The 21,123-nt window shown below is 30.1% G+C and carries 19 protein-coding genes; all 19 read right to left on the minus strand.

Annotated elements, in window-relative coordinates; genetic code table 11:
* Window positions 1–114: 114 nt before the first annotated feature.
* Window positions 115–1,887 (minus strand): sensor domain-containing diguanylate cyclase/phosphohydrolase, encoded by a 1,773-nt coding sequence (locus tag psyc5s11_RS25690; RefSeq protein WP_224035289.1) that lies wholly within the window; start codon window positions 1,885–1,887, stop codon window positions 115–117.
* A gap of 159 nt (window positions 1,888–2,046) precedes the next feature.
* The gene (locus psyc5s11_RS25695; protein ID WP_224035290.1) at window positions 2,047–3,225 is read right to left on the minus strand and encodes a metallophosphoesterase; all 1,179 of its coding nucleotides are present in this window, start codon (window positions 3,223–3,225) and stop codon (window positions 2,047–2,049) included.
* Between the two features lie 40 nt (window positions 3,226–3,265).
* Complete coding sequence (locus psyc5s11_RS25700; protein WP_224035291.1) at window positions 3,266–4,498, minus strand: amidohydrolase; 1,233 nt, start codon at window positions 4,496–4,498, stop codon at window positions 3,266–3,268.
* A gap of 322 nt (window positions 4,499–4,820) precedes the next feature.
* Window positions 4,821–6,815 (minus strand): transketolase, encoded by a 1,995-nt coding sequence (gene tkt, locus psyc5s11_RS25705; RefSeq protein WP_224035292.1) that lies wholly within the window; start codon window positions 6,813–6,815, stop codon window positions 4,821–4,823.
* A 130-nt stretch (window positions 6,816–6,945) separates the two neighbouring features.
* Window positions 6,946–7,593, minus strand: coding sequence for a fructose-6-phosphate aldolase (fsa, locus tag psyc5s11_RS25710; protein WP_224034230.1), 648 nt, complete (start codon window positions 7,591–7,593; stop codon window positions 6,946–6,948).
* Between the two features lie 43 nt (window positions 7,594–7,636).
* Window positions 7,637–8,179 (minus strand): 6-phospho-3-hexuloisomerase, encoded by a 543-nt coding sequence (gene hxlB / locus psyc5s11_RS25715; protein WP_224035293.1) that lies wholly within the window; start codon window positions 8,177–8,179, stop codon window positions 7,637–7,639.
* Window positions 8,176–8,799 (minus strand): orotidine 5'-phosphate decarboxylase / HUMPS family protein, encoded by a 624-nt coding sequence (locus psyc5s11_RS25720; protein WP_224035294.1) that lies wholly within the window; start codon window positions 8,797–8,799, stop codon window positions 8,176–8,178. Before psyc5s11_RS25720 ends, hxlB begins: the two co-directional genes overlap by 4 nt.
* 178 nt (window positions 8,800–8,977) lie before the next feature.
* A complete protein-coding gene (locus tag psyc5s11_RS25725; RefSeq protein ID WP_224035295.1) occupies window positions 8,978–10,027 on the minus strand; it encodes a LacI family DNA-binding transcriptional regulator in 1,050 nt (349 codons plus the stop codon).
* Window positions 10,028–10,218: 191 nt separating this feature from the next.
* Window positions 10,219–11,172 carry a sugar kinase gene (locus psyc5s11_RS25730; protein WP_224035296.1) on the minus strand — a complete coding sequence of 318 codons (954 nt, stop codon included), beginning with the start codon at window positions 11,170–11,172 and terminating at the stop codon, window positions 10,219–10,221.
* 1 nt (window position 11,173) lies between these two features.
* Window positions 11,174–11,830, minus strand: coding sequence for a hypothetical protein (locus psyc5s11_RS25735; protein WP_224035297.1), 657 nt, complete (start codon window positions 11,828–11,830; stop codon window positions 11,174–11,176).
* Window positions 11,827–13,956 (minus strand): hydantoinase/oxoprolinase family protein, encoded by a 2,130-nt coding sequence (locus psyc5s11_RS25740; protein WP_224035298.1) that lies wholly within the window; start codon window positions 13,954–13,956, stop codon window positions 11,827–11,829. The genes psyc5s11_RS25735 and psyc5s11_RS25740 overlap by 4 nt, the downstream gene beginning before the upstream one ends.
* An 80-nt stretch (window positions 13,957–14,036) precedes the next feature.
* Window positions 14,037–15,326 carry a citrate transporter gene (locus tag psyc5s11_RS25745; RefSeq protein WP_224035299.1) on the minus strand — a complete coding sequence of 430 codons (1,290 nt, stop codon included), beginning with the start codon at window positions 15,324–15,326 and terminating at the stop codon, window positions 14,037–14,039.
* A gap of 95 nt (window positions 15,327–15,421) precedes the next feature.
* On the minus strand, window positions 15,422–16,159 hold the full coding sequence (locus psyc5s11_RS25750) for a sugar phosphate isomerase/epimerase family protein (RefSeq protein ID WP_224035300.1): 738 nt from the start codon (window positions 16,157–16,159) through the stop codon (window positions 15,422–15,424).
* An 11-nt stretch (window positions 16,160–16,170) separates the two neighbouring features.
* Window positions 16,171–16,791, minus strand: a complete 621-nt coding sequence (locus psyc5s11_RS25755) for a bifunctional 4-hydroxy-2-oxoglutarate aldolase/2-dehydro-3-deoxy-phosphogluconate aldolase (protein WP_224035301.1) — start codon at window positions 16,789–16,791, stop codon at window positions 16,171–16,173.
* Window positions 16,792–17,129: 338 nt separating this feature from the next.
* A complete protein-coding gene (locus psyc5s11_RS25760) occupies window positions 17,130–18,158 on the minus strand; it encodes a CPBP family intramembrane glutamic endopeptidase (protein ID WP_224035302.1) in 1,029 nt (342 codons plus the stop codon).
* A 159-nt stretch (window positions 18,159–18,317) separates the two neighbouring features.
* Window positions 18,318–19,085, minus strand: coding sequence for a nitrilase-related carbon-nitrogen hydrolase (locus psyc5s11_RS25765; RefSeq protein ID WP_224035303.1), 768 nt, complete (start codon window positions 19,083–19,085; stop codon window positions 18,318–18,320).
* Window positions 19,082–19,426 (minus strand): phenylpyruvate tautomerase MIF-related protein, encoded by a 345-nt coding sequence (locus psyc5s11_RS25770; protein ID WP_224035304.1) that lies wholly within the window; start codon window positions 19,424–19,426, stop codon window positions 19,082–19,084. The genes psyc5s11_RS25765 and psyc5s11_RS25770 overlap by 4 nt, the downstream gene beginning before the upstream one ends.
* 297 nt (window positions 19,427–19,723) lie before the next feature.
* Window positions 19,724–19,984 (minus strand): HPr family phosphocarrier protein, encoded by a 261-nt coding sequence (locus psyc5s11_RS25775; RefSeq protein ID WP_224035305.1) that lies wholly within the window; start codon window positions 19,982–19,984, stop codon window positions 19,724–19,726.
* A 17-nt stretch (window positions 19,985–20,001) separates the two neighbouring features.
* Entirely contained in the window at window positions 20,002–21,096 is a 1,095-nt protein-coding gene (locus psyc5s11_RS25780; RefSeq protein ID WP_224035306.1) for a DUF871 domain-containing protein, read from the minus strand.
* Window positions 21,097–21,123: the final 27 nt, after the last annotated feature.

Consider the following 21,123-nt stretch of genomic DNA (forward strand, 5'->3'; position numbering starts at 1 on the left):
CATAAAAATCAAATCTGATTCCATAGAAATAAAAGGGTGTGAAATTAATTATTCTCAATTAATTTCACACCTTGATTATTTACTGTTATTCATTTTTCTAAGTTCTTATTGTTTTTAGACACATACTTGAGTTTCACTTAAATATTCTGTGAATATTCTAACTATGTCAGGATCAAATTGCTTTCCTGAACATCTTTGTAATTCTTCAATAGCATCATCTTTATTAAATACTTTTTTATAAAGATGATTATTAGTCATAGAATCATATGCATCTGCAATACTAACAATTCTAGCTATTAGTGGTATACCTTCCCTACTTAATTTAAGAGGGTAGCCATTTCCATCCCATCTTTCATGATGTGTTAAAACACCTTTAGCAATATTATCTAATTGATTAGATGCTTTTACAATTCTATAGCCCTTTTCTGTATGTGTTTTAACTACTTCAAATTCCTCATCAGTTAAATTTCCTTCTTTAAGTAATATTTCTTCACTTATTCCTATTTTTCCTATATCATGAAGCTTTGCAACAATTGTCAATTCATCCATTACAGACATTGGAAGTGATAGTCTTTCTCCAATAATCAGACAATAGTTTACTACCCTATCTGTATGCTCCTCTGTTTCTAAACTCTTAGTTTGAAGTCCTGCTTGCAAAGAATACATAACCGAACTGTTGAAACTATTTTTTTGTAACAATTTTTGCCTATATACCTTATCCTCTGCTTCTTTTAAAGCATCATATATACTTTTATTTATATTATCAGTTAAGGATGCGCCTAAAGATACACTTACATCAATTAAGTCATGTTTATAATTCTCACATTGTTTAAATATTCTTTTGATAATATTCTCACACTCATAATCAGTTGTATTCGGAATCAGAATTACATATTCATCCCCACCGGTTCTAAATATTAACTGACCCGCATTACACACATCACTAAGCACCTGAGCTATAAGTTTCAATAACTCATCACCTTCGTTATGTCCTAATGTATCATTTACTAATTTTAAACCATTTGCATCTCCCATTATCACGCCCACTGGAAGATATTCCTCAGATAAAAGTTCCTTTGCTTTTTCTTCAAAATAAGTTCTATTATATAAGCCAGTTAAAATATCCGTAAAGCTTACGTGTTTTAATTGTTCTTCAGCTTCCTTCTTTTCAGTAATATCTAAAATAAGTCCAACTACACCAACAGCCTCATTATTCTTATCTATTACAGGTACTTTTACAGCCTCAGTATATATTTTTTCCCCATTTTTTGAATTAACTACAGTTTGTACACATATACTTTGCTTATTTTTAATAACCTCATTATCTTCTTTTGTATATTTAAGTGCTAATTCTTCTGAAGAATGTATATCAAAATTGGTTTTTCCTATTGATTTGCCTATACCTTCTCTATTATAAAACTCATCAAATTCCTTATTTACATAAACGTATTTTCCATCCTTGTCTTTATAAAAAACCATTCCTGGCAATGTTTCCATTACAACCTTCAATATATTTTCTTGTTCCTCAATAATCTTATCTTTTTCATTTATAATATCTAAATTCACATATATACCCGCTATGGCTTCTATTTCTCCATTATTATTAATCAATGGAATTATAGTGATTTTTCTATGTATTCCACCTAGATAACATTCTTCTGTTATTGGCTTCAATGAACTTATAACTAGATTACAATATCTATAACATTCATTATTTATTGCTCCATCAAAGATTTCTTCGTCTTTTAGTCCAATAAATTTTTTATTTACACCTTTATGAATATTCTCATATTCTTCATTTACATATACAAATTTTAGGTCAATATCTTTTATCCATATAGGTTGTGGAATATTATCCACTAATAATTTAAATATATTGTACTCCATATTATACGTTCACCTCTTTAACTTTACATAAAATAATTATACCTCAAATATTCGATAATTGTACTACATCATTAAATGTTTAACATAACTTTCCAAACAAATGTAATCACTAGCTTTTCATATAAATTTAATTTTTCTAAAATATCATCTGTAATATTATTATTTATTAAAATTAACTCTAATATTCACAATTTCACTTTTACTTCCAATTCTTATTGGCGGCCCCCATGTACCATAGCCTGAACTTACAATCAAATTAAAATCATCTTTTATTAAATGTCCATAATCCTTTTCATATAAATAGCTTGTAACAAAGTTAAAAGGAAATATCTGCCCCTTATGTGTATGCCCTGAAAGTTGTAAATCCACATTTTCTGCTTTTGCTGCCTCTAAGTCTTCTGGTCTATGGTTTAAAACTATAATAGGAAGTGCTTTATCCGTGTCCTTCAAGACCTCACTAAGTTGTTTTATGTCTTGTCCCGTTACCATTTTATTTGATGAATCATTTCTTCCAACTATATAAAAACTATTTGCGATTTTTATTGACTCATCTTGCAAAAACTGAATATTTGCATCTTTAAAGTATGAAATAGTCTCTGATAAATCACCAGCACCATACTCATGATTTCCTGTAACATCATATACTCCATACTTTGATTTTATATTTTTAAAAGCTTCTCTAGAATATTCTTTTAATTTTGTACTAGTATTCTCATCAAATATATCTCCACAAAATAAAACTATGTCCGGATTTAATTCATTTATTGAATTTACCATTTTATTAATTCCATTTTCTTTTATTGTTATTCCCATATGAACATCAGAAATCATAACAACATTTAATGAATTAACTTCACCTGCATCTTTATTTATATTTACTTCATAATTTGTTACAACTTGATTTTGAGCATTCCAAATTCCAAAACAAACTAAAATGAATACTACTATAAATACTGAAATTCCATTACAATATACCTTTTTTAGCTTTTCTTTAATTGGTGGCTTAAGATTAATTCTCTTTAAAACAAATTTTATAAAATCTACCACAAAAAATATTATTATTGAATAAATAAAAACTCCAAGATAAGTTGTCCCAATCAATGTGAATATTGATATTATCCAGTTATCTGTGGTTAATATCCCTCTTAATATATTACTTGAAATAAAAGCTAAAGCTACAATCCAATATGTTGTCCAATATATTAATCCATATATCTTATGCTCAAATTTTACATACCCACCTAAAAATATTATTTTTCCTTTTAAACCAATATAATAACAAAGGCTCATATATAAACCTAATACAATAAAAATTGATATAATCATCTTAGTATTCATTTTCAATTTACCTCTTTTTCAATTCCAAGATTTCTTTATTTTATAAGTTCTTATTTGAACTTATAAAGTTCTTGGTTGCACTTCGTGCTTCTTTTATCTGTGTATAATTTTTATCTAATATTTCCTTCAATGCACCTTCTGCCAGATGAGCAAAGTATTTTGAACAATTTAAGATTGCTTTTTCATCTACTTGATATGCTGGGTGATGATGTGCATAAGAAAGTCCTGTCCCTATAATAATAAATGCGCCTGGTATGTTCTTTTGATAATATGCAAAATCTTCTCCTTCTAAACCCATAGAAATTTTCTTAACATTATAGCCAGTCCTCTTTCCAAGTTTAGTAGCAAAATCAACCCATTCTTCAGTATTATTAGTTGCTGGTGAACCTGAATGCCAAATAAGTTCTGCACTTCCGCCAAAAGATTGTGCTATTCCAGTTATTATTTCACTTGCTCTTTTAGATATTAGTCCACGTATATCTTCATTTAATGTTCTAACTGTCCCTTCAAGATATGCAGATTCAGGTATTACATTCCATGTATTTCCACCTTCTATATGTGTTACGCTTAAAAGTGCCTTTTCTGTTGCACCTATGTTACGACTAACGATTGTTTGAAGAGATGTAACTATATTACTTGCAATTATAATTGGATCTATTCCTCTTTCTGGTTTAGCGGCATGACTTCCAACACCTGTAACTTTAATTTCAAATCTATCAACAGCTGCAGTCATCGCTCCAGTTTTTATTCCCATAATACCCACTTCTGCGTCAGAAACATTATGTACACCAAAAATTGCATCTACATCATCTAAAACACCTGTTGCTAAAATTTTCTTAGCTCCATCTGCACTTTCTTCTCCAGGCTGAAATATAAATTTTATTGTACCTATTAATGATCCTTGATGTCTTTTAACTAAATAAGCTGCTCCTAAAATTGCAGCCGTGTGAAAGTCATGTCCACAAGCATGCATCTTACCATTTATTTTAGACTTATAAGATAAGCTTGTCTCTTCTTGAATTGGCAATGCATCTATATCACATCTAATAGCAACAACTGGCCCATTAGGATTTCCTTTTATTTGTGCTACAAGTCCTGTTTCTAGTGGTAAATCAAGAACTTCTATATCTACTTTTTTTAATAACTTCTTTATTAATTTTGTTGTTTCAAATTCTTCATTAGGTAATTCAGGATTTTCATGTAATTTACGATATACACCTATAAGTTCGTCATTTAAGTCCTCTATTATTGATAATAATATCTTATTCATCATATTAATCCCCCTTGTACATTGATGTTTAAATTATAGCATCCCTTCTTATTGTGTCAATACATATAACCATCTTACCAATGATGTTCTTTGTTTTATTCTATATGTTCTAATAAGATTTATTTTATCTAATTAAGTAAACTTGGACAGATATTCTTTTATATAGTTACTCGTTATTTTATGCTGAAAATGAATATAGGAACAGCAAATATAATAAACTACAAAAAATCAAATTGTACTCCCTAATTAATTTATTTTAATAGACATGAAAAAATTCTACTCAAATATTAATATGAGTAGAATCTTTTCACTATATTCTCTAAAATTATTTTTTATTGCAAATCTTAACAGCCTTTTCTACAACATTTTCTACAGTAAATCCAAATTGCTTAAATAATGTATCTGCATTTCCTGATGCTCCGAAAGTATCTAATGAAATAACATCTCCATCAAGACCTACATATTTATGCCATCCAAATGATGTTAATGCTTCAACAGCAACTCTTGCGCGTACTGCGTTTGGCATAACTGATTCTTTATAAGCTGCATCCTGAGCTTCAAACAATTCGAATGATGGCATACTTATAACTCTTGCATCTATTCCTTTAGCTTCTAGTTCAGCTGCTGCTTTAAATATTAATTCAACTTCTGAACCTGATGCCATAAGAAGTACATCTGGAGTTTCTTTTTTAGAATCTTTAAGGATATATCCACCCTTTAATGCTCTCTTAGGGCATCCATCATATAATGGCAATTTTTGTCTTGTTAAAACTAATGATGTTGGTGTTGTTCCATTAGTTACAGCATAATACCAAGCTGCTGCAGTTTCCTTTGAATCAGCTGGTCTAAATACTGTCATATTTGGCATACTTCTAAGTGCTGCTAATTGTTCTATTGGTTGATGAGTTGGACCATCTTCCCCAACACCAATGCTATCATGAGTTAAAACATAAGCTACAGGAAGATTCATAAGAGCTGATAATCTCATAGCACCCTTCATGTAATCACTGAATACGAAGAATGTTGAACAGAATACCTTAAGTCCACCATGAACATACATACCATTAACTATAGCTGCCATTGCATGTTCTCTAACTCCAAAGTGAAGGTTTTGTCCGCTTCTGTCTGTATCTGAGAAATCTCCTTTGCCAGCCATATAAGTTTTATTTGAAGGAGCTAAATCAGCTGATCCTCCTATTAAATTAGGAATTAATTTTGCTAATCTATTTATCAATATTCCTGAAGATTCTCTTGTAGCCATTTCTTTATCAAAGCCCCAGAATTCTTCATTATTTAATAAGGCTTCTTTATCTATTTCTCCACTCATCCATGCAGCATATTCTTTTGCAAGTTCAGGGTACTCTTTAGAATATTCACTGAATAATTTATTCCAAGTTGATTCTTTTGAAACACCTTTTTCTATGTGTTCATTCATATTTGTATATACTTCATCTGGTACATAGAACGCTGGTTCTGTCTTCCAACCTAAGTTTTCTTTCATGGCTTTTACATTTTCAGCACCTAATGGTTCTCCATGAGCTGATGCTTTTCCTTGTTTTGCGGGACATCCAAAACCAATTTGATTTTTGACTATTATAATTGAAGGTTTTGAAGTTTCTGCTTTAGCTGTTTCTATTGCACTTTCTATTGCATCTATATCATTTCCATCAGCAATTTTTGACACTTGCCAGCCATAGGCTTCATATCTTTTAGCTACATCTTCTCTAAATGCTATATCAGTACTTCCTTCAATTGAAATATTATTTGAATCATACAATACAACTAATTTTCCAAGTCCTAAAGTTCCTGCAAGTGATGATGCTTCTCCTGAAATTCCTTCCATAAGGCAGCCGTCTCCACATATTGAATATGTATAGTGATCAATTACACTATATTTTTCTTTATTAAACTTTTCTGCAAGATGTGCTTCTGCCATAGCCATACCTACTGCATTACATATTCCTTGACCAAGTGGCCCTGTTGTAATTTCAACACCTTTAGTATGACCAAACTCAGGATGTCCTGGAGTTAAACTTCCAACTTGTCTGAAGTTTTTAATATCAGAAACCTCTACTCCGTATCCAAATAAATGTAATAATGAATATTCAAGCATTGATCCATGTCCTGCCGATAATACAAATCTGTCTCTATTATCCCAAGTTGGATTTTTTCCATTATGGTTCATCTTTGCCCATAAAGTAAATGCCATAGTTGCTGCTCCAAGTGGAAGTCCTGGATGACCAGACTGTGATTTTTCAATTGCATCTGCTGAAAGTACTCTTATTGCATTAATAGATAACTTATCTAATTCTCTACTCATTTTTTTCCTCACTTTGCATTATTAATTTTTTATAATATCTGCCTAAATCCGCATTCTACAAGCAAATTCTAAAATTCTAAAATTCTAAAGTTCTCGCATAACTATTTATCATTATTTACAAATGATACATTTATTTACCGAAAGCTGCTGCCCAATCAGCTTTGAATTTTTCTAGTCCTTGATCTGTTAATGGATGTTTTATCATTTGTAGAACTAAGCTATAAGGTATTGTTGAAATATTTGCTCCAGCTTGTGCTGCTTGAATAACATGAATTGGATTTCTTACGCTAGCTGCAATTATTTCTGTTTCTATTCCGTGAATTGCAAATATATCTGCGATATTTCTAACAAGTTCCATTCCATCCATAGATATATCATCTATTCTTCCTAAAAATGGACTTACATATGTTGCTCCTGAATTTGCTGCAAGTAATGCTTGTGTTACTGAAAATATTAAAGTTACATTTGTTTTTATTCCTTCTTTAGATAAAACTTTAGTAGCCTTAAGTCCTTCTGCTGTCATTGGAATTTTTACAATCATGTTCTTATGAATTGCTGCAATTTCTCTTCCTTCTTTAATCATTCCTTGTGCATCTTCACTTATAACTTCTCCACTTATTGGTCCATCAACTATTTCTGTTATTTCTTTTATAACTTCATTGAAATCTCTACCTTCTTTTGCAATTAGTGATGGGTTTGTAGTTACACCACATATTACTCCCATTTCGTTTGCTTCTTTAATATGTTCTATGTTTGCTGTGTCTAAAAAAAATCTCATTATTTTCCCATCCCTTTCTATTAATAATTACTTTTAAAGTCTATTATTCTACATTAATATGATTCTTTGAAGCTTCACTGTCTGATAAATTATCTTTTTTACTTATTAATAAGCATAAATCATCTAATACTATATGAACAGATTGATCAAATAAAGAGCTTAAGAGTTGAATTGATGCAACACCATTATCATTTTTTGTTTTTCCTGGAACTTCAAGTACTAAATCTGATACTTCTCCAAGAGGAGAATCCTTCTTACTTGTAACTCCAATTATAGTTAGTCCCAAATCTTTCGCAGCTTTTGCATTACTTAATATATTTTTTGTTTTTCCTGAACCTGATATTGAAAGAAATATATCTCCCTTTTTTAGAGCTGGTGTAATTGTTTCCCCCATTACATAAGAGTTATATCCAATATGCATTAAACGCATTGCAAATCCTTTTGCTTGAAATCCACTACGGCCTTCTCCATCTACAAAAATTCGTGTTCCCTTTTTTAAAACATTCATTATCTTTTTTACTTGTTCCTCATCCACTTTTTCTATTACATCTTTAATTTCATCTAATATTTGATCTATTGTTCTCATCTTTCTATTACCTCCTTAAATTGTTTTGCTATTTCTATTGGATTATCTGTACCAGTAATTGCAGAACCTACGATAACTAATTCTATATTATATTTGTTTAATTCAGTAATAGAGTCTAAGGTGATTCCCCCTGCTACTGCAATTCGATTGATTTTCGGAAATTTTTCCTTAAATACTTCTATTGTTTTACCTGGATTTTTTAATTTTTCTCTATCAATAGAAGCATGTATACAATAGATAGCATTCTTAAAATTTGATATTTCTTTAATTTTCTCATCTGAACACTCTAATAAATCTATCATCATTGTTCCATTGCTTTTTTCAGAAACCTCATAGCATTTTTCTATAGTTTCTAATGATGCACTTCCCATTACCGTTAAAATATTAAAGCCTTGTTTAAAACCTTGTTTAAATTCATAAGCCCCTTCATCACTTGTCTTAATATCTCCTAATATTTGTGAACTAATTGTTTTACTAGTTAATTCTTTCAATTTTAAAAGTCCATAATCCTTGACTAATGATGTTCCAATTTCAATAATATCTGCTACTCCATCAAAAGCCTTAACTAAACTTTCTGCTTTTTCTAATGGAACTCTGTCTATAGCAACTTGTAATTTCATTTTAACCTCCTACATTATGTTAAAATTTTCTTTTTGTAAATTTTCAAGAGACTATCTAATTTTTCTCTATAATATGCACCATTATGTCCCATTTCTATATTTCATATGCATCTAAATTTTCTAAATCACCTATATTAAAACTAATAAATTTATGCCTTTTTATTCATAATCATTCCACCTATTTTTTTATAATATTTGTAGAATAATGTAGGTGAATTGTAGCAGGAATTTCTTCTAGAACAAATTCTGTTGTTCTACTACCATCTATCCTTTCAAAAAGTAATGTGGCTGCTCTTTCTCCTATTTTATATGGATTCTGATCTATTGAAGTAATTCCTGGTCCAATTAAACGAGCCCATTTTTCATCAGCGAATCCAAATATACCCACATCTATTCCAATGTTTATTTTTAAATCAAATAGACATTCTATAAGAACTTTTAATATTTCATCATTGTTTGCAAAAAAGCAAGTATTCTTACCTTTATTTTCATTTAAAATAGTCTTTATCTTTTCTTGTATATCTATTATTTCCTCTTTTTTAATAATAATAGTCTCTCCATTTATAAATGAATACTCAGATAAAAATTCTTCCATTCCCTTTTTCCTATCTAATCTAGGACTTATACCATTTATATCCTCCGAAAAAAATACATAGTGATTATATTCATTTTTTAATAATTCATTTAATATATTTTTTGTTACATCTACATTATTTGTTGTTACTGAGTCGCAAATTAATGGGCTTATAAATCTATCTAATAATACTATAGGTTTATAATTATCCCTATTTTTAAATTCTTTTATATATTCATAGTTATTACCCGTTGTATTAACTAGCAACCCATCAACTTGACTGTCCAGTAAAGATTCTATATTTTCCTTTTCTTGTTCATCTATATTATCAGCATTTGTAACAAGTACTTGATAATTCTTTGCACGACATACATTATTTATTCCTTTAATAAGTAAAGAAGAGAAAGGATTACCTATATCTGCGATTGTTACACCAATTATATTTTTATTTTTAGCTTTTAATGTTTGCGCTATGCGGTTTGGTCTATATTTTAGTACTTTAATTGCTTCATCTATTTTTTCTTGAGTTTCCCTTGACATAAATTCGAAATTTTTATTTAAATATCTAGATATTGTTGTCTTTGAAACTCCTACATAAGCTGCAACATCTACAATTGTAATATTTTTTTGTTTATCCACAGAACTTTTCAGCATAATTTATTCCTCCATTCAGTACTTATTATCAATCATATATACTAAATATTCAATAATTTATACTATATTATTTTTTATGTCATCTTTAAATAGGCTCACTAAGTAAGCCTATTTAAACTGCATTAATTAATAATGCATCTACCTGTAATTATAGATAAACAAATAATATTCTTAGTACTAACTGTCAGCTACTATTTTACATAGCTTAATGATTTTTTCAAATAACTATCTAATTCTTTTCTGGTAGGTAGTCCTTCATTATCACTAACAAAAGTTACTTGAATCGCTCCAATAGCATTGGCTCTTACAACAGAATCCCGAATTGTTAAATCTTCTAATTTCCCACTAATAACACCAACTGCAAATCCATCTCCAGCACCTACAGTATCAACTACCGTCTCTACTTTAAATCCTGATTGAATAAAGCTATTCTCGCCTTCCCTAACATAGGCACCTTGTCCGCCAAGCTTCACAATAACATTCTTTACCCCTAGCTTTTGATAGAAATCTGCAATTTTTTCTGGATCTTCACTTCCCATTAATATTAATCCCTCGCTTGTTCCTGGTAATACCATATCACTTTTTGAAGCCAACTCATTAATTACTTCTATCATTACTTCTTGACTTTCCCATAATGCAGGGCGTAAATTAGGATCAAAGGTTACATAAATACCATTTTCTTTTGCACGTTCTATTAATCTATATGTAGCTTCTCTACAACTTATAGATAATGCTGGTGGTATACCTGTTACATGGACAAGTTTAACTCCATTAAAATCAATTTTATCAATATCTTCTGCACTCATATATGAAAATGCTGATCCTTTTCGATAATAAGCTGTTACTGGATCTCCATGAGCAACTTTACTCTTTAGCATAAGTGCCGTTTTATATGTCTTATGAAATTCAATAAATTCTGTGCCAATTCCTTCTCTATCTAAAAATTTCTTTACATATTGTCCCATAGGTTCATTTCCAAGTTTTGTTACATAAGAAACCTTATGACCGAGTCTCGTAAGTCCTGTGCATACATTAACTTCAGCACCTGCTAAAGATTTACTAAATTTTTCTACTTCATCAAGATTTCCTTCAACTTCTGCTGTAAACATAGCCATAGGTTCTCCGAATAATATAACTTCATTCATTTTAGATTCCTCCTTTAATTTCTTTTACTTCATCTAATAACTCGTCTGCTTTCTTTGTATCATGAGGATATAACATAATTATATCAAAGACATATGGGTTGTAAGACAAAGATAGCATCTCTTTTGCAAATGCCATGGCAGCAATTTCACCAAGAGCTATTAATTTAGATTTATATTCAAAAAATCCTATCTTCCACAACTTAATAGTTTCTGTTTTTGTATATATATTTTGTTCATTGCCTTCAATATGATGAAACATTTCATGTAAAAGTAGCATATTCTCAATGTCCACATTATCTAAACTTTTTTCAAGTTGATTTTCTTTTATAAATTGTTCAACTAGTATCATATTTTTCGTAAACAATGTCACTTTATTAGGGCTATTATAACAAGCAAACATAATATAATTATCTGTACCATTTGAATCTTTGTGTGTAATTTTCAAATTCATCTTTTCAACTATCTGTTTTACTGAAAAATTATGAAATCTTTTTTTAAGTTTTAATGCTTGCTCTTTTCCACATAAATTCGCTTTTTCGATCATTTCCTGTCTTAATTCATAACTAATTTTATTCTTAATGGGGTCTCTGCTAAAAGCATATTGACCCCATTCTTCGTCACTCATATTAACAAGAAAATCTATTTTTTCACTAATCATATATCGTTTTTAGCTCCAATAATAATTATTTCTTCTTCTGGTTCCATACTAGATAACTCTGTATCTACTACCATGTATAATTGATCCAAATCCATCATTCCTGCATAATCAAGCACTTTTCCACCTATACAAAGATATACATCTGGTGTTAATCTAATATCATTTTTATATACAGATAAATTTTCCCACATTTCTGCTATTATTTCCTCGGCTTCTGCTACAGTACATTTTGTAGCTTCTCCATCTCCACGTTGAACTTTAATAAATCCTTTTTTATCTACAATTCTAATTTGATTTGAATCATCTTTCTTTTTAGTAGTAAATACATAAAATACATTACTTTTAGTAACAAGATTAGCATCCTCTACACAAACTCCCATTGATTTTGCAGCTAATTCTTTTGCATCATCTTCACTACATGCTTTTAATAAATCAGTTGTTTGAACTTCTGAAGAACCTAACGCAATTGCTGTTACTCTTGACGTTTGTGAATCAATTTCCAATTGAACTTCTACTGAATCAGGAATTGCACCATTTGCAATAGCCATATTTGCTGCTTCTTTTTTAATATCAGCAATATCCTTCTTAGATGGTGATGGTATAACACGTTCAACAACATCACGAATCATCGCTAGTGCAACACCTATAGATGAAATAACTTCAGCATTTTCAGGTATACTATAATCTAATTCCATGAATTTAGCTGTATATGGTATTAATGCTGCTGCACCTCCACCTACACCTACAAATGACATTTGATCCCTTTCTAACTTATATTTTTCTGCTAATTCTTCAATACATGGTTTAATCTTTTCATAGGATTTTTGTAAAATTTGTTTACAAACTTCCTCAACACTAATATTCATATATTTTGCTAAAGGTTCAATAGCCTTACGTGCTGCTTCTGGATTACCATATGAATAATCCGCAGGTGTTACATATCCTAAAACATTGGCTGCACAACTATTTGTAATTGTAATCTTCTTACCATTCTTAAGTTTAATACAAACATAATCTGATGGATCTCCTTCTTTGGGAGAGAAAAACTCAACCTCTGGATCTTCAATCTCTTCAATAGGTGTATATACTGCATAAGACATTCCTGCAATATGAGCACTTCTTGGTCCTACATCAACAACTCCATCTTTAGAAGCACGAACCATGCTACCTCCGGCAACTCCTAATACACGAACATCTAATGAATTAATATAGGTAGGATGACCTCCAACAATTGAATAATCAACTGCAGGTCTACCATTTTTAATTACTCCTATATTTGTACTTGTTCCTCCAACTTCAAAATAAATACCATTTGAAGCTCTTAAATACATAAGTGCACCAACAACACTGGCTGCTGGACCAGAAAGCATAGTTAATACTGGACGTTTTTTCATTTCACTAATGTCCATAACACCACCATCGCCACGCATGATCATTAATGGTACTTTGATTCCGGCTTTACGTACACTACTTTCAGTACTGTCTGCTGTTTCTAACATCTTAGGAAGAATACTTGCATTAATGGCTGCAGTTCTTGTTCTTCTAGTAAGCCCATATAGCTTACTAATTTCAGATGCTACAGATACAGGAATACCTTGTTTTTCTGCAATCTTTTTAACCTCTTCTTCTTCAGTTAAATCATCTACCCCAAAGGCTTTAGATGCCACAAGGACATTTGCCCCTTTTTGCTTTAATTCATTAATTGCTGCTTCTACATTTTTATCATTAACATCTTTTTGTTTTAAATAAGTATGATGGACTTTAATAATTCTTCCTGTTCCCAAATCAATATCATCAATTTTACTTTGCCTTTTAGCAAGGAATCCGCCAAGTCCACCTTTTCCCATTCCAATAATTCCAACATCAGCAACATCCCCCTCTAAAAGAGCATTTGTAGCTTGTGTTGTACTATGTGCAATAAATATAACATCCTCTGGGTTGATATTATTTGCTGTTAAACATAGTTTAAATGCTTCAATAACACCAGTAGCAACGCCCATTTCATCATCATGCGTTGTCATTACTGATCCTTTACCTATAATTTCATGCGTTTCATTATCTATTGCAACTGCTTTAGTATGGGTTCCACCTACATCTATTCCCACACGTATTGCTTTTTTAGTCATATTTATTCCTCCATTTCATGTTAATATACATCTATTTATCAAGTGGTTGCTCCTAATAAAAGGAACAACCTAAGTTTTTTTTACATTCCAAACATAAAATATGCTATTGCAGTATTAACTGCACATATTATCCAACCCCATAGTACTCCTGAACGTAAGAAGTCTTTTGTTGTAGATTTTGAGTAATTGATTGCCCATAGATTCCAAGATTGTGTTGGACAACAAGATATATTCATTGTAATTGTTGGTATATACATAAGTGGGAATAATAAAGCTACTGAGAAAATTCCCATACCATTTAAAATTCCTAAAGTTGCTGCTCCTGCACCGAATACAGTTAATGGTCCACGGAATAATCCAAATGGCGCAATGACTATAAATAAGATACATAAAAGTAATGGACTATTTGGCATAATTCCGCCTAATATGCTTTGGAAGAATACTGCATCAAAACCTGCTACTTTATTAAACATTGGTAATATGAATAAGAATCCAAGTAATGCTGCAACGTCTACAACACCATCATAGAATGTCTTAGAAATAATCTTTTCACAATCTTTATAAGATTTAATTTTTCCACAAACAAATAATGCAAAGAATGCGGAAACAATAAATGCTGGAATTGGTTGCCACTTAAATACAATAGCAAGGACAACAGGAAGTATTGGTGTAATTAATGCAATTCCTGGAACTTCATCACTAGTGGAAGTTTTACCTGCTGTTGCTGCCCAAGCATGACTTACTGATGACTTACGAAGTCTTACAGCTAACATGATAATAACAATAAGTATTTGCATTGCCATTGCTGTAAATCCAAATTTCAAATAATTACCATCATATGAGAATCCTTCGAAAATACCTTGCATTTGTTTGAAAAGAACTATATTTACATACATTCCTGATCCTACTGACATAAGGTAAGATGAAACTGCTAAAGGCTTTGGTACACCAAGTGATAATAATATTGGTAATACGATAACACCAATAGCAACAACTGCTCCTGCTCCAAAAGTACTAGTAAAAATTAGTCCAGTAACAATTGATATTAAAATTGTTGTAACTAATGGTTTATCTCCGCCTAGTTCAACAGCTAAACGAATAATTTTTGCAGCCACTCCTGTTTTAACAAGTACTTGCCCAAACCAACTACCGAATATAACTACAACTGCGGTTGCACCCCAACTTTCAGGTCCACCTTGGAAAATTTTTGTTTGTGCATCTGCCCAAGTAATTTGCCCACCTATCATCCCGAGTGTAGTCCAAATAATTGCCATAGCTAAGAAACCTATCATCATGTTTCCGCCCTTAACAGCATAAATAATAAAACCAATAAAAGTTAATAATAAGATAATACCAAGAATTATGTTCATTATATTTTCCTCCATTCATTATTCTTTATTACAAGAAAGTAAATTTCAGTATTAATATTTTGTATTTTACCTTCTTACATACTTTTTAGTAAATTCTAATCTTGCAAAATTTTGTTTATCTCTAATTGTAATTTTTCTTTTGTTTCACATGGATATTCAATTGCTATAGGTAAACCCTTGGGCAATTTATCCAGTACCTTTTTCCACTCTATAACTCCTTCATTTAATAAAACATTGTTTCTTTCTTTGCTAATATCTTTCAAATGAATATAAGTAACAAATTCATTTAATAACTCTGCATTTTCCAATGGGTCTTCATCTTGAAAAAACCAATTTCCAATATCAAAAGTAAAAGTTATGTTCCCTTTATGCTTTTTTACTTGGCATAGAAATTGGTTAATGCTTTGAACTTTACCATTTAAACTGGTTTGATCATTTTCAACAGTCATTTTTACTTCATACTTTTTAGATAATTCATTTATTCTTTGAATATCCTCATTATTAACTTCTTTATATTGCCCAATATTTAATTTGACATTGTGGCAATTCATTTCATAAGCTTCTTTAAAGTATTTTTCTATATCATGTGCTAATAATTTATTTTCTTTATAAACCCACTCAGGTACTGAGTAAAAAATATTCATATTATGCAATTTAGATTTTTCTTTAATAGTTGCAATTTCTTTTTCAAAATCTTTAATATACTCTCGTCGTATTTCTATATTATTAATCCCTAGTTCATGAACTGTATCCATCATTACACTTTGATCTAATCCTTTTTTAAGCTCATTAAGAAAGACAAGTGTATTTATCACTAATTGATTTTTTTCCATAATCTCACCTCCTATTTATTTGCATTTATTAATTTTTCACAACGTTCTTTTAATAAATCAAGATTTGATGAAGTGATACCTTTAGTTAAATATCCACCGAAACCTGCAGCATAAGCGCCACTTTCAAACCAGTTCTTCACATTTGTATCATCAACACCACCGGTTGGCATTATTTCAATAAATGGCATTGGTGCTTGTATATTTTTAATCATTTTTGGTGATAAGCAGTCTCCTGGAAATAACTTAACTACGTCGCTGCCTGCCATATAAGATTCATAGGCTTCTGTTGGTGTTGCTGCACCCATTGAACAAAAAATATCATGTTCTTTGCAGTAAGCTCCAACTTCTTTTATAATACACGGTGATACTATAAAGTCTGCACCATTAATTGCAGCAAGTTCTGCTTGTTTTTTAGTTAATACTGTTCCCGCTCCAATGAGAGCCTTTGGACATTCTTTTTTTAACTCACTAATTAATTTTTCTGCACCTTGTAAACTAAATGTAATTTCTAGAGATGTAATTCCTGATTCTACGAGCGTTTTGCATATCACTTTTGCTTCTGCTAAATCATTTCCTCTAATCACAGCAATTAATTTTCCTTTCATTAACTTTTTCACTTCTGCCTTATTCATGTATATTATCTCTCCTTTATCTATTTGTTAAATTTATATTTTCATAAAATTCCACTATATAAATTGTTAGTTTATCGTTTTAGTTAACCGGTTTCTAAAACTATAATTTCATGTTAACGCTTTCATTATTAAATGTCAAGTACATGTTATAAAAGAAGTTGAATTTTTTCTTTACTTTTATATATATATATGTATTTTGTTCTAATATCTTCTAATTATCTAATTTTTCTTTATGCTCCTAATTTATATTTAATGAACAAAAAAGGTGATGTTTGTTTATCACTTCACTGGCAGTAATAAACAAGCATCACCTTTTAAATTAATAATTCAAATATGCCCTACTTTATTATATTAGTTAAAATCATAAGTCCACCTACAAATATTACGTAAGAAGCTATATATGTTAACGCCCATGCTCCACTAAAAGAATACCTGACTTTCTCATAAGTTCTTAATATTCTATTATCTTCATTTATTAATTCTATAAAATCTTTTCCATAATTTCTAATAAATAATATAAGTGCTAAAATTCCAACAAATAAATATGTAACGCCAAATATAGATTGTACTAATGGCATTTTTAGCAATGATATTCCTAGTGCTATAAAAGTTATTGAGTTATTGAATATGTGTGCTATTATTGATGGCACAATAGATTTGGACTTAATTGCAATAAATCCTAAAACAATTCCCATTATTACAGGATTAACAAATTGAACTAAATTTAAGTGAAACATAGAAAATAAAATTGAAGATACAATAATTGCAGTTAAATTACCGTACTTTTGCATGCTCCTTAGTATAAATCCTCTAAATATAATTTCTTCTAAAATAGGACCTATGAAACATGCATACATTAAAAATAATATTAAATATGTACCTTCAGTAGGAAAACTAAAATCTGGCTCTGGAATACTTATGCCGTAATGTTTAATTATTGTTGAATATGTCAAATAGATTATACTTGAAATCATTCCCGTTCCTATACAAGAAATTGTCCCTAATAATATAAACCTTTTAGGTGACTTATTTCTGCTCAATATATCTTCTTTAAATTTTATCTTTGTAGTCTTCATTGCAATAATAATTGCTATAATGTCACCAATTACACAAGGAAGGTATCCTACTAAAAAATTATACTTATCTTTGGAAATTCCTAAAATAATATTTAGTTCATTATTAGTTGTTGTATCTATTCCTAGAATTCTCCCCTTAACTTTAATGAATAATATAATTATGAAACCTATGACATATGTTGATATTGCTAAAATAAGAAGCATTCTAGCAAAATTTCCGCCAGTTCTCTTTATATCTTCTTTTAGTGATAATTTTCTATTTTCACTCTCTTGTTCAAAATCATTTATCATTTTTTCACCTGCCATCCTATTAATTTACAATTTACAATGTACAATTAATGCCCTTTATGGGTAGTCTGTGACCAATTTAGGAGGATATTCCTTAGGAATATCTTTAATTTATATTTTTGAAAAGCCTTTGGCTTTTCTTCCTTAATTGTCAATTGTCAATTACCTATATAAATCTTCTCTTCTATCCTTCTTTATATCAAAGCTATCTTTAACTTCTTTAATTTTCTCTATTTCTAAATCCTTTATAATAAGCATTTCTTCTGAATTTATTTCATTTAAAACTTCTCCACTTGGACTTACAAAAATTGATGCTCCATTATACTGCAAGTAATCACCTAAACCTACTCTATTTATACCTATAATATAACATTGATTTTCTATAGCCCTTGCTTTTAATAATGTTATCCAATGTTCTTCTCTGGACTTTGGCCAACTTGCTGCCACAGTTATTATTTGCGCTTCTTTAGATGCCATTTGAAATATCTCAGGAAACCTTAAATCATAACAAATAAAAGGAGTTATTTGAAACTCCTTTATTTTACAAATGCATATTTCATTTCCACTATAATATTTATTATCTTCTCCGCTATAAGAAAATGGATGTATTTTGGTATATATCGTTAAAATTTTTCCATCTTTAGAAACAATAACATACTTATTCTTGCCTTTTTCATCAACTTTTATTGCAAATCCAAGTCCTATATTTATATAGTTATTTACAGCCACTTGCTTAATCCAACTTATTATTTGCTCTTCAGATAATAATAGCTTATTAATGTCCATTGTAAAGCCTGTTAATGACATCTCCGGAAATAAAATTAATTCAACTTTATTTTCTGAAGCCTTATTAACAAGCTCTTCAATCTTCTTCATATTTTCCGTGCAATCTTCCCAAACTATATCTATTTGAGCAATTCCTATAATCAAAAATTACTCCCATTCCAGCCCCAATTTTCAACTTCTTCATACTTAACGTATATCTTATTTTGAGGTATTCCTAATTCTTCCTCATATATAGTGCAAATTTCTGCTGTCAAATTAGCATAAGCCTCTTTACTTGTCTTTCCAAATATTTTCACTTCTATAAACGCACCCTTTTCTAATTTTTCTCCTCCAAAATATAATGAATATTCATTTTGAAATCCAACCATTAGAAATGTCTCACTTTTTCCTGGGATTAACTTTATTGCTTCGCCTAATCTCTTTTTTATAATTTCCTCTTTTTCATTTGAAATTTTAACAGTAACCTTTGATCCTATAAATGGCATCTCTTGTAATCCCCTTTCAATTAATAATTCACTATTTAGTCGTTTGCGAAACGCCGTAACCCACATAAATGCGACTTATTTTTTGTTACAAAATAGAATAATTCCTCACTGATTTATGGTAAAATTGAATTGATAAAAAAATAAAATCACCATTTACCTCAGAAAAGATTTATATATATATATGATACCATATAAACAGCATAATTAAATATATGTAATTATCAACTAAAAAAAGGATGTTTAAATTTTAATTGCCAAACATCCTTTTTACACTTACGTTTATCTAAGCTAAAATAATTAATATAAATTTTCTTTTAAATATTTTTCTGCTACTTTAGCCTCAGCCATTTCCTCTTCACCCTCAAAAGTTATGATAATATTATCACCTTGTTTAATGCTAAGACTCATTAAAGGAAAGATTTCTTTTGCATTTACTGCTTTTCCTGCCTTTTCAATAATTACATTACATTTAAATTGACTAAATTCATTGACTAACAACCCTGATGGTCTTGCATGAATTCCCTGGGGATTTTTAACCTGATACTTAATCTTTTTCACACCATATCTCCCAAAATTTATTCCGGTTTAATAAAACCAAAAAGATGTTCCGGTTTCAATATATCCAATAAAATTAATTCTTCTTTGGGTATTCTAGCCACAAGATTTCTTTTACCATCATTAGGCATATCTTTCTCTATAATTTCTAGTTCACCTCGATAATGATATAAATTATCATTAACTATTACTACATCTCCCCTATGGAAAAATTCTTTATCATATTTGCAGTATGGAATTTTTACTTCTCTATAATCTGCACGTGGCATACTGCTGCGAACAAGATAATCAGACGCGTCTCCTCTTCCAAAATGTGGATAATTGTATATGATATTTTCCTCTTCACTTGTAATGCTATCAGCAAGCTCCAATTTGAATGTGGTTCTTGTTTTATCCACTTTAGATATTGCTTTTAGCTCATCTTCTGTGGCATAGGCATTTCCAATTAAAATATCATCAATTTTATTAGTTGCAAGTAGATGCCTTACTTGTAAATCTATAGGTAAACCTCTATGCATTTCGCAAGTAGCTAATCCTTCAAATACTGGCCAAGGCCCAAAGGTATTTTCATTATTACTAGAAACAAAAGCACCAACAGTAAGACCTAAAGCTTTATATTTATTAGTAAATTCCATAAACTTATTCCATCCAAGTCCTGTATATTTCTGAGGATAAAAATTATGGCAGACAACCATATTGTCCCTGTTGGCACCTCTTTCTATCATTAAATCCAAAGCTGTATTTGAACTTGCATTAAACTCAATAGGAATTCCATATGAATTATGAGTAATTGCTATGTCTTCCCTATCACTAAAATGTCCATCTAGACGAACAATATCCACCTTCATATCATAAAATGGCTTTAAATTATACGGGGTAGCTCCCAGATGCAAAAACACACTAGGATTTGTATCTACGCCTACAATAAATCCAAGTTCATGTGCTTGTTCCATAAATTTTGTGAACTTATCCATAATAATCTCTTTTGGTTCATCCACTGACAGTAAACAAGTGAACATTCTAGTAAATCCATATTTTGCAGCTAGCTTCATATAATCGTAATCTTTTTTTTCTGTTGAATGTTCTGGATAAATAGATATACCCATTCTATGCATTGTAAAAACCTGCCTTTCAATTTTTAA

This window comes from Clostridium gelidum (assembly GCF_019977655.1).
Classification (GTDB): Bacteria; Bacillota; Clostridia; order Clostridiales; family Clostridiaceae; genus Clostridium; species Clostridium gelidum.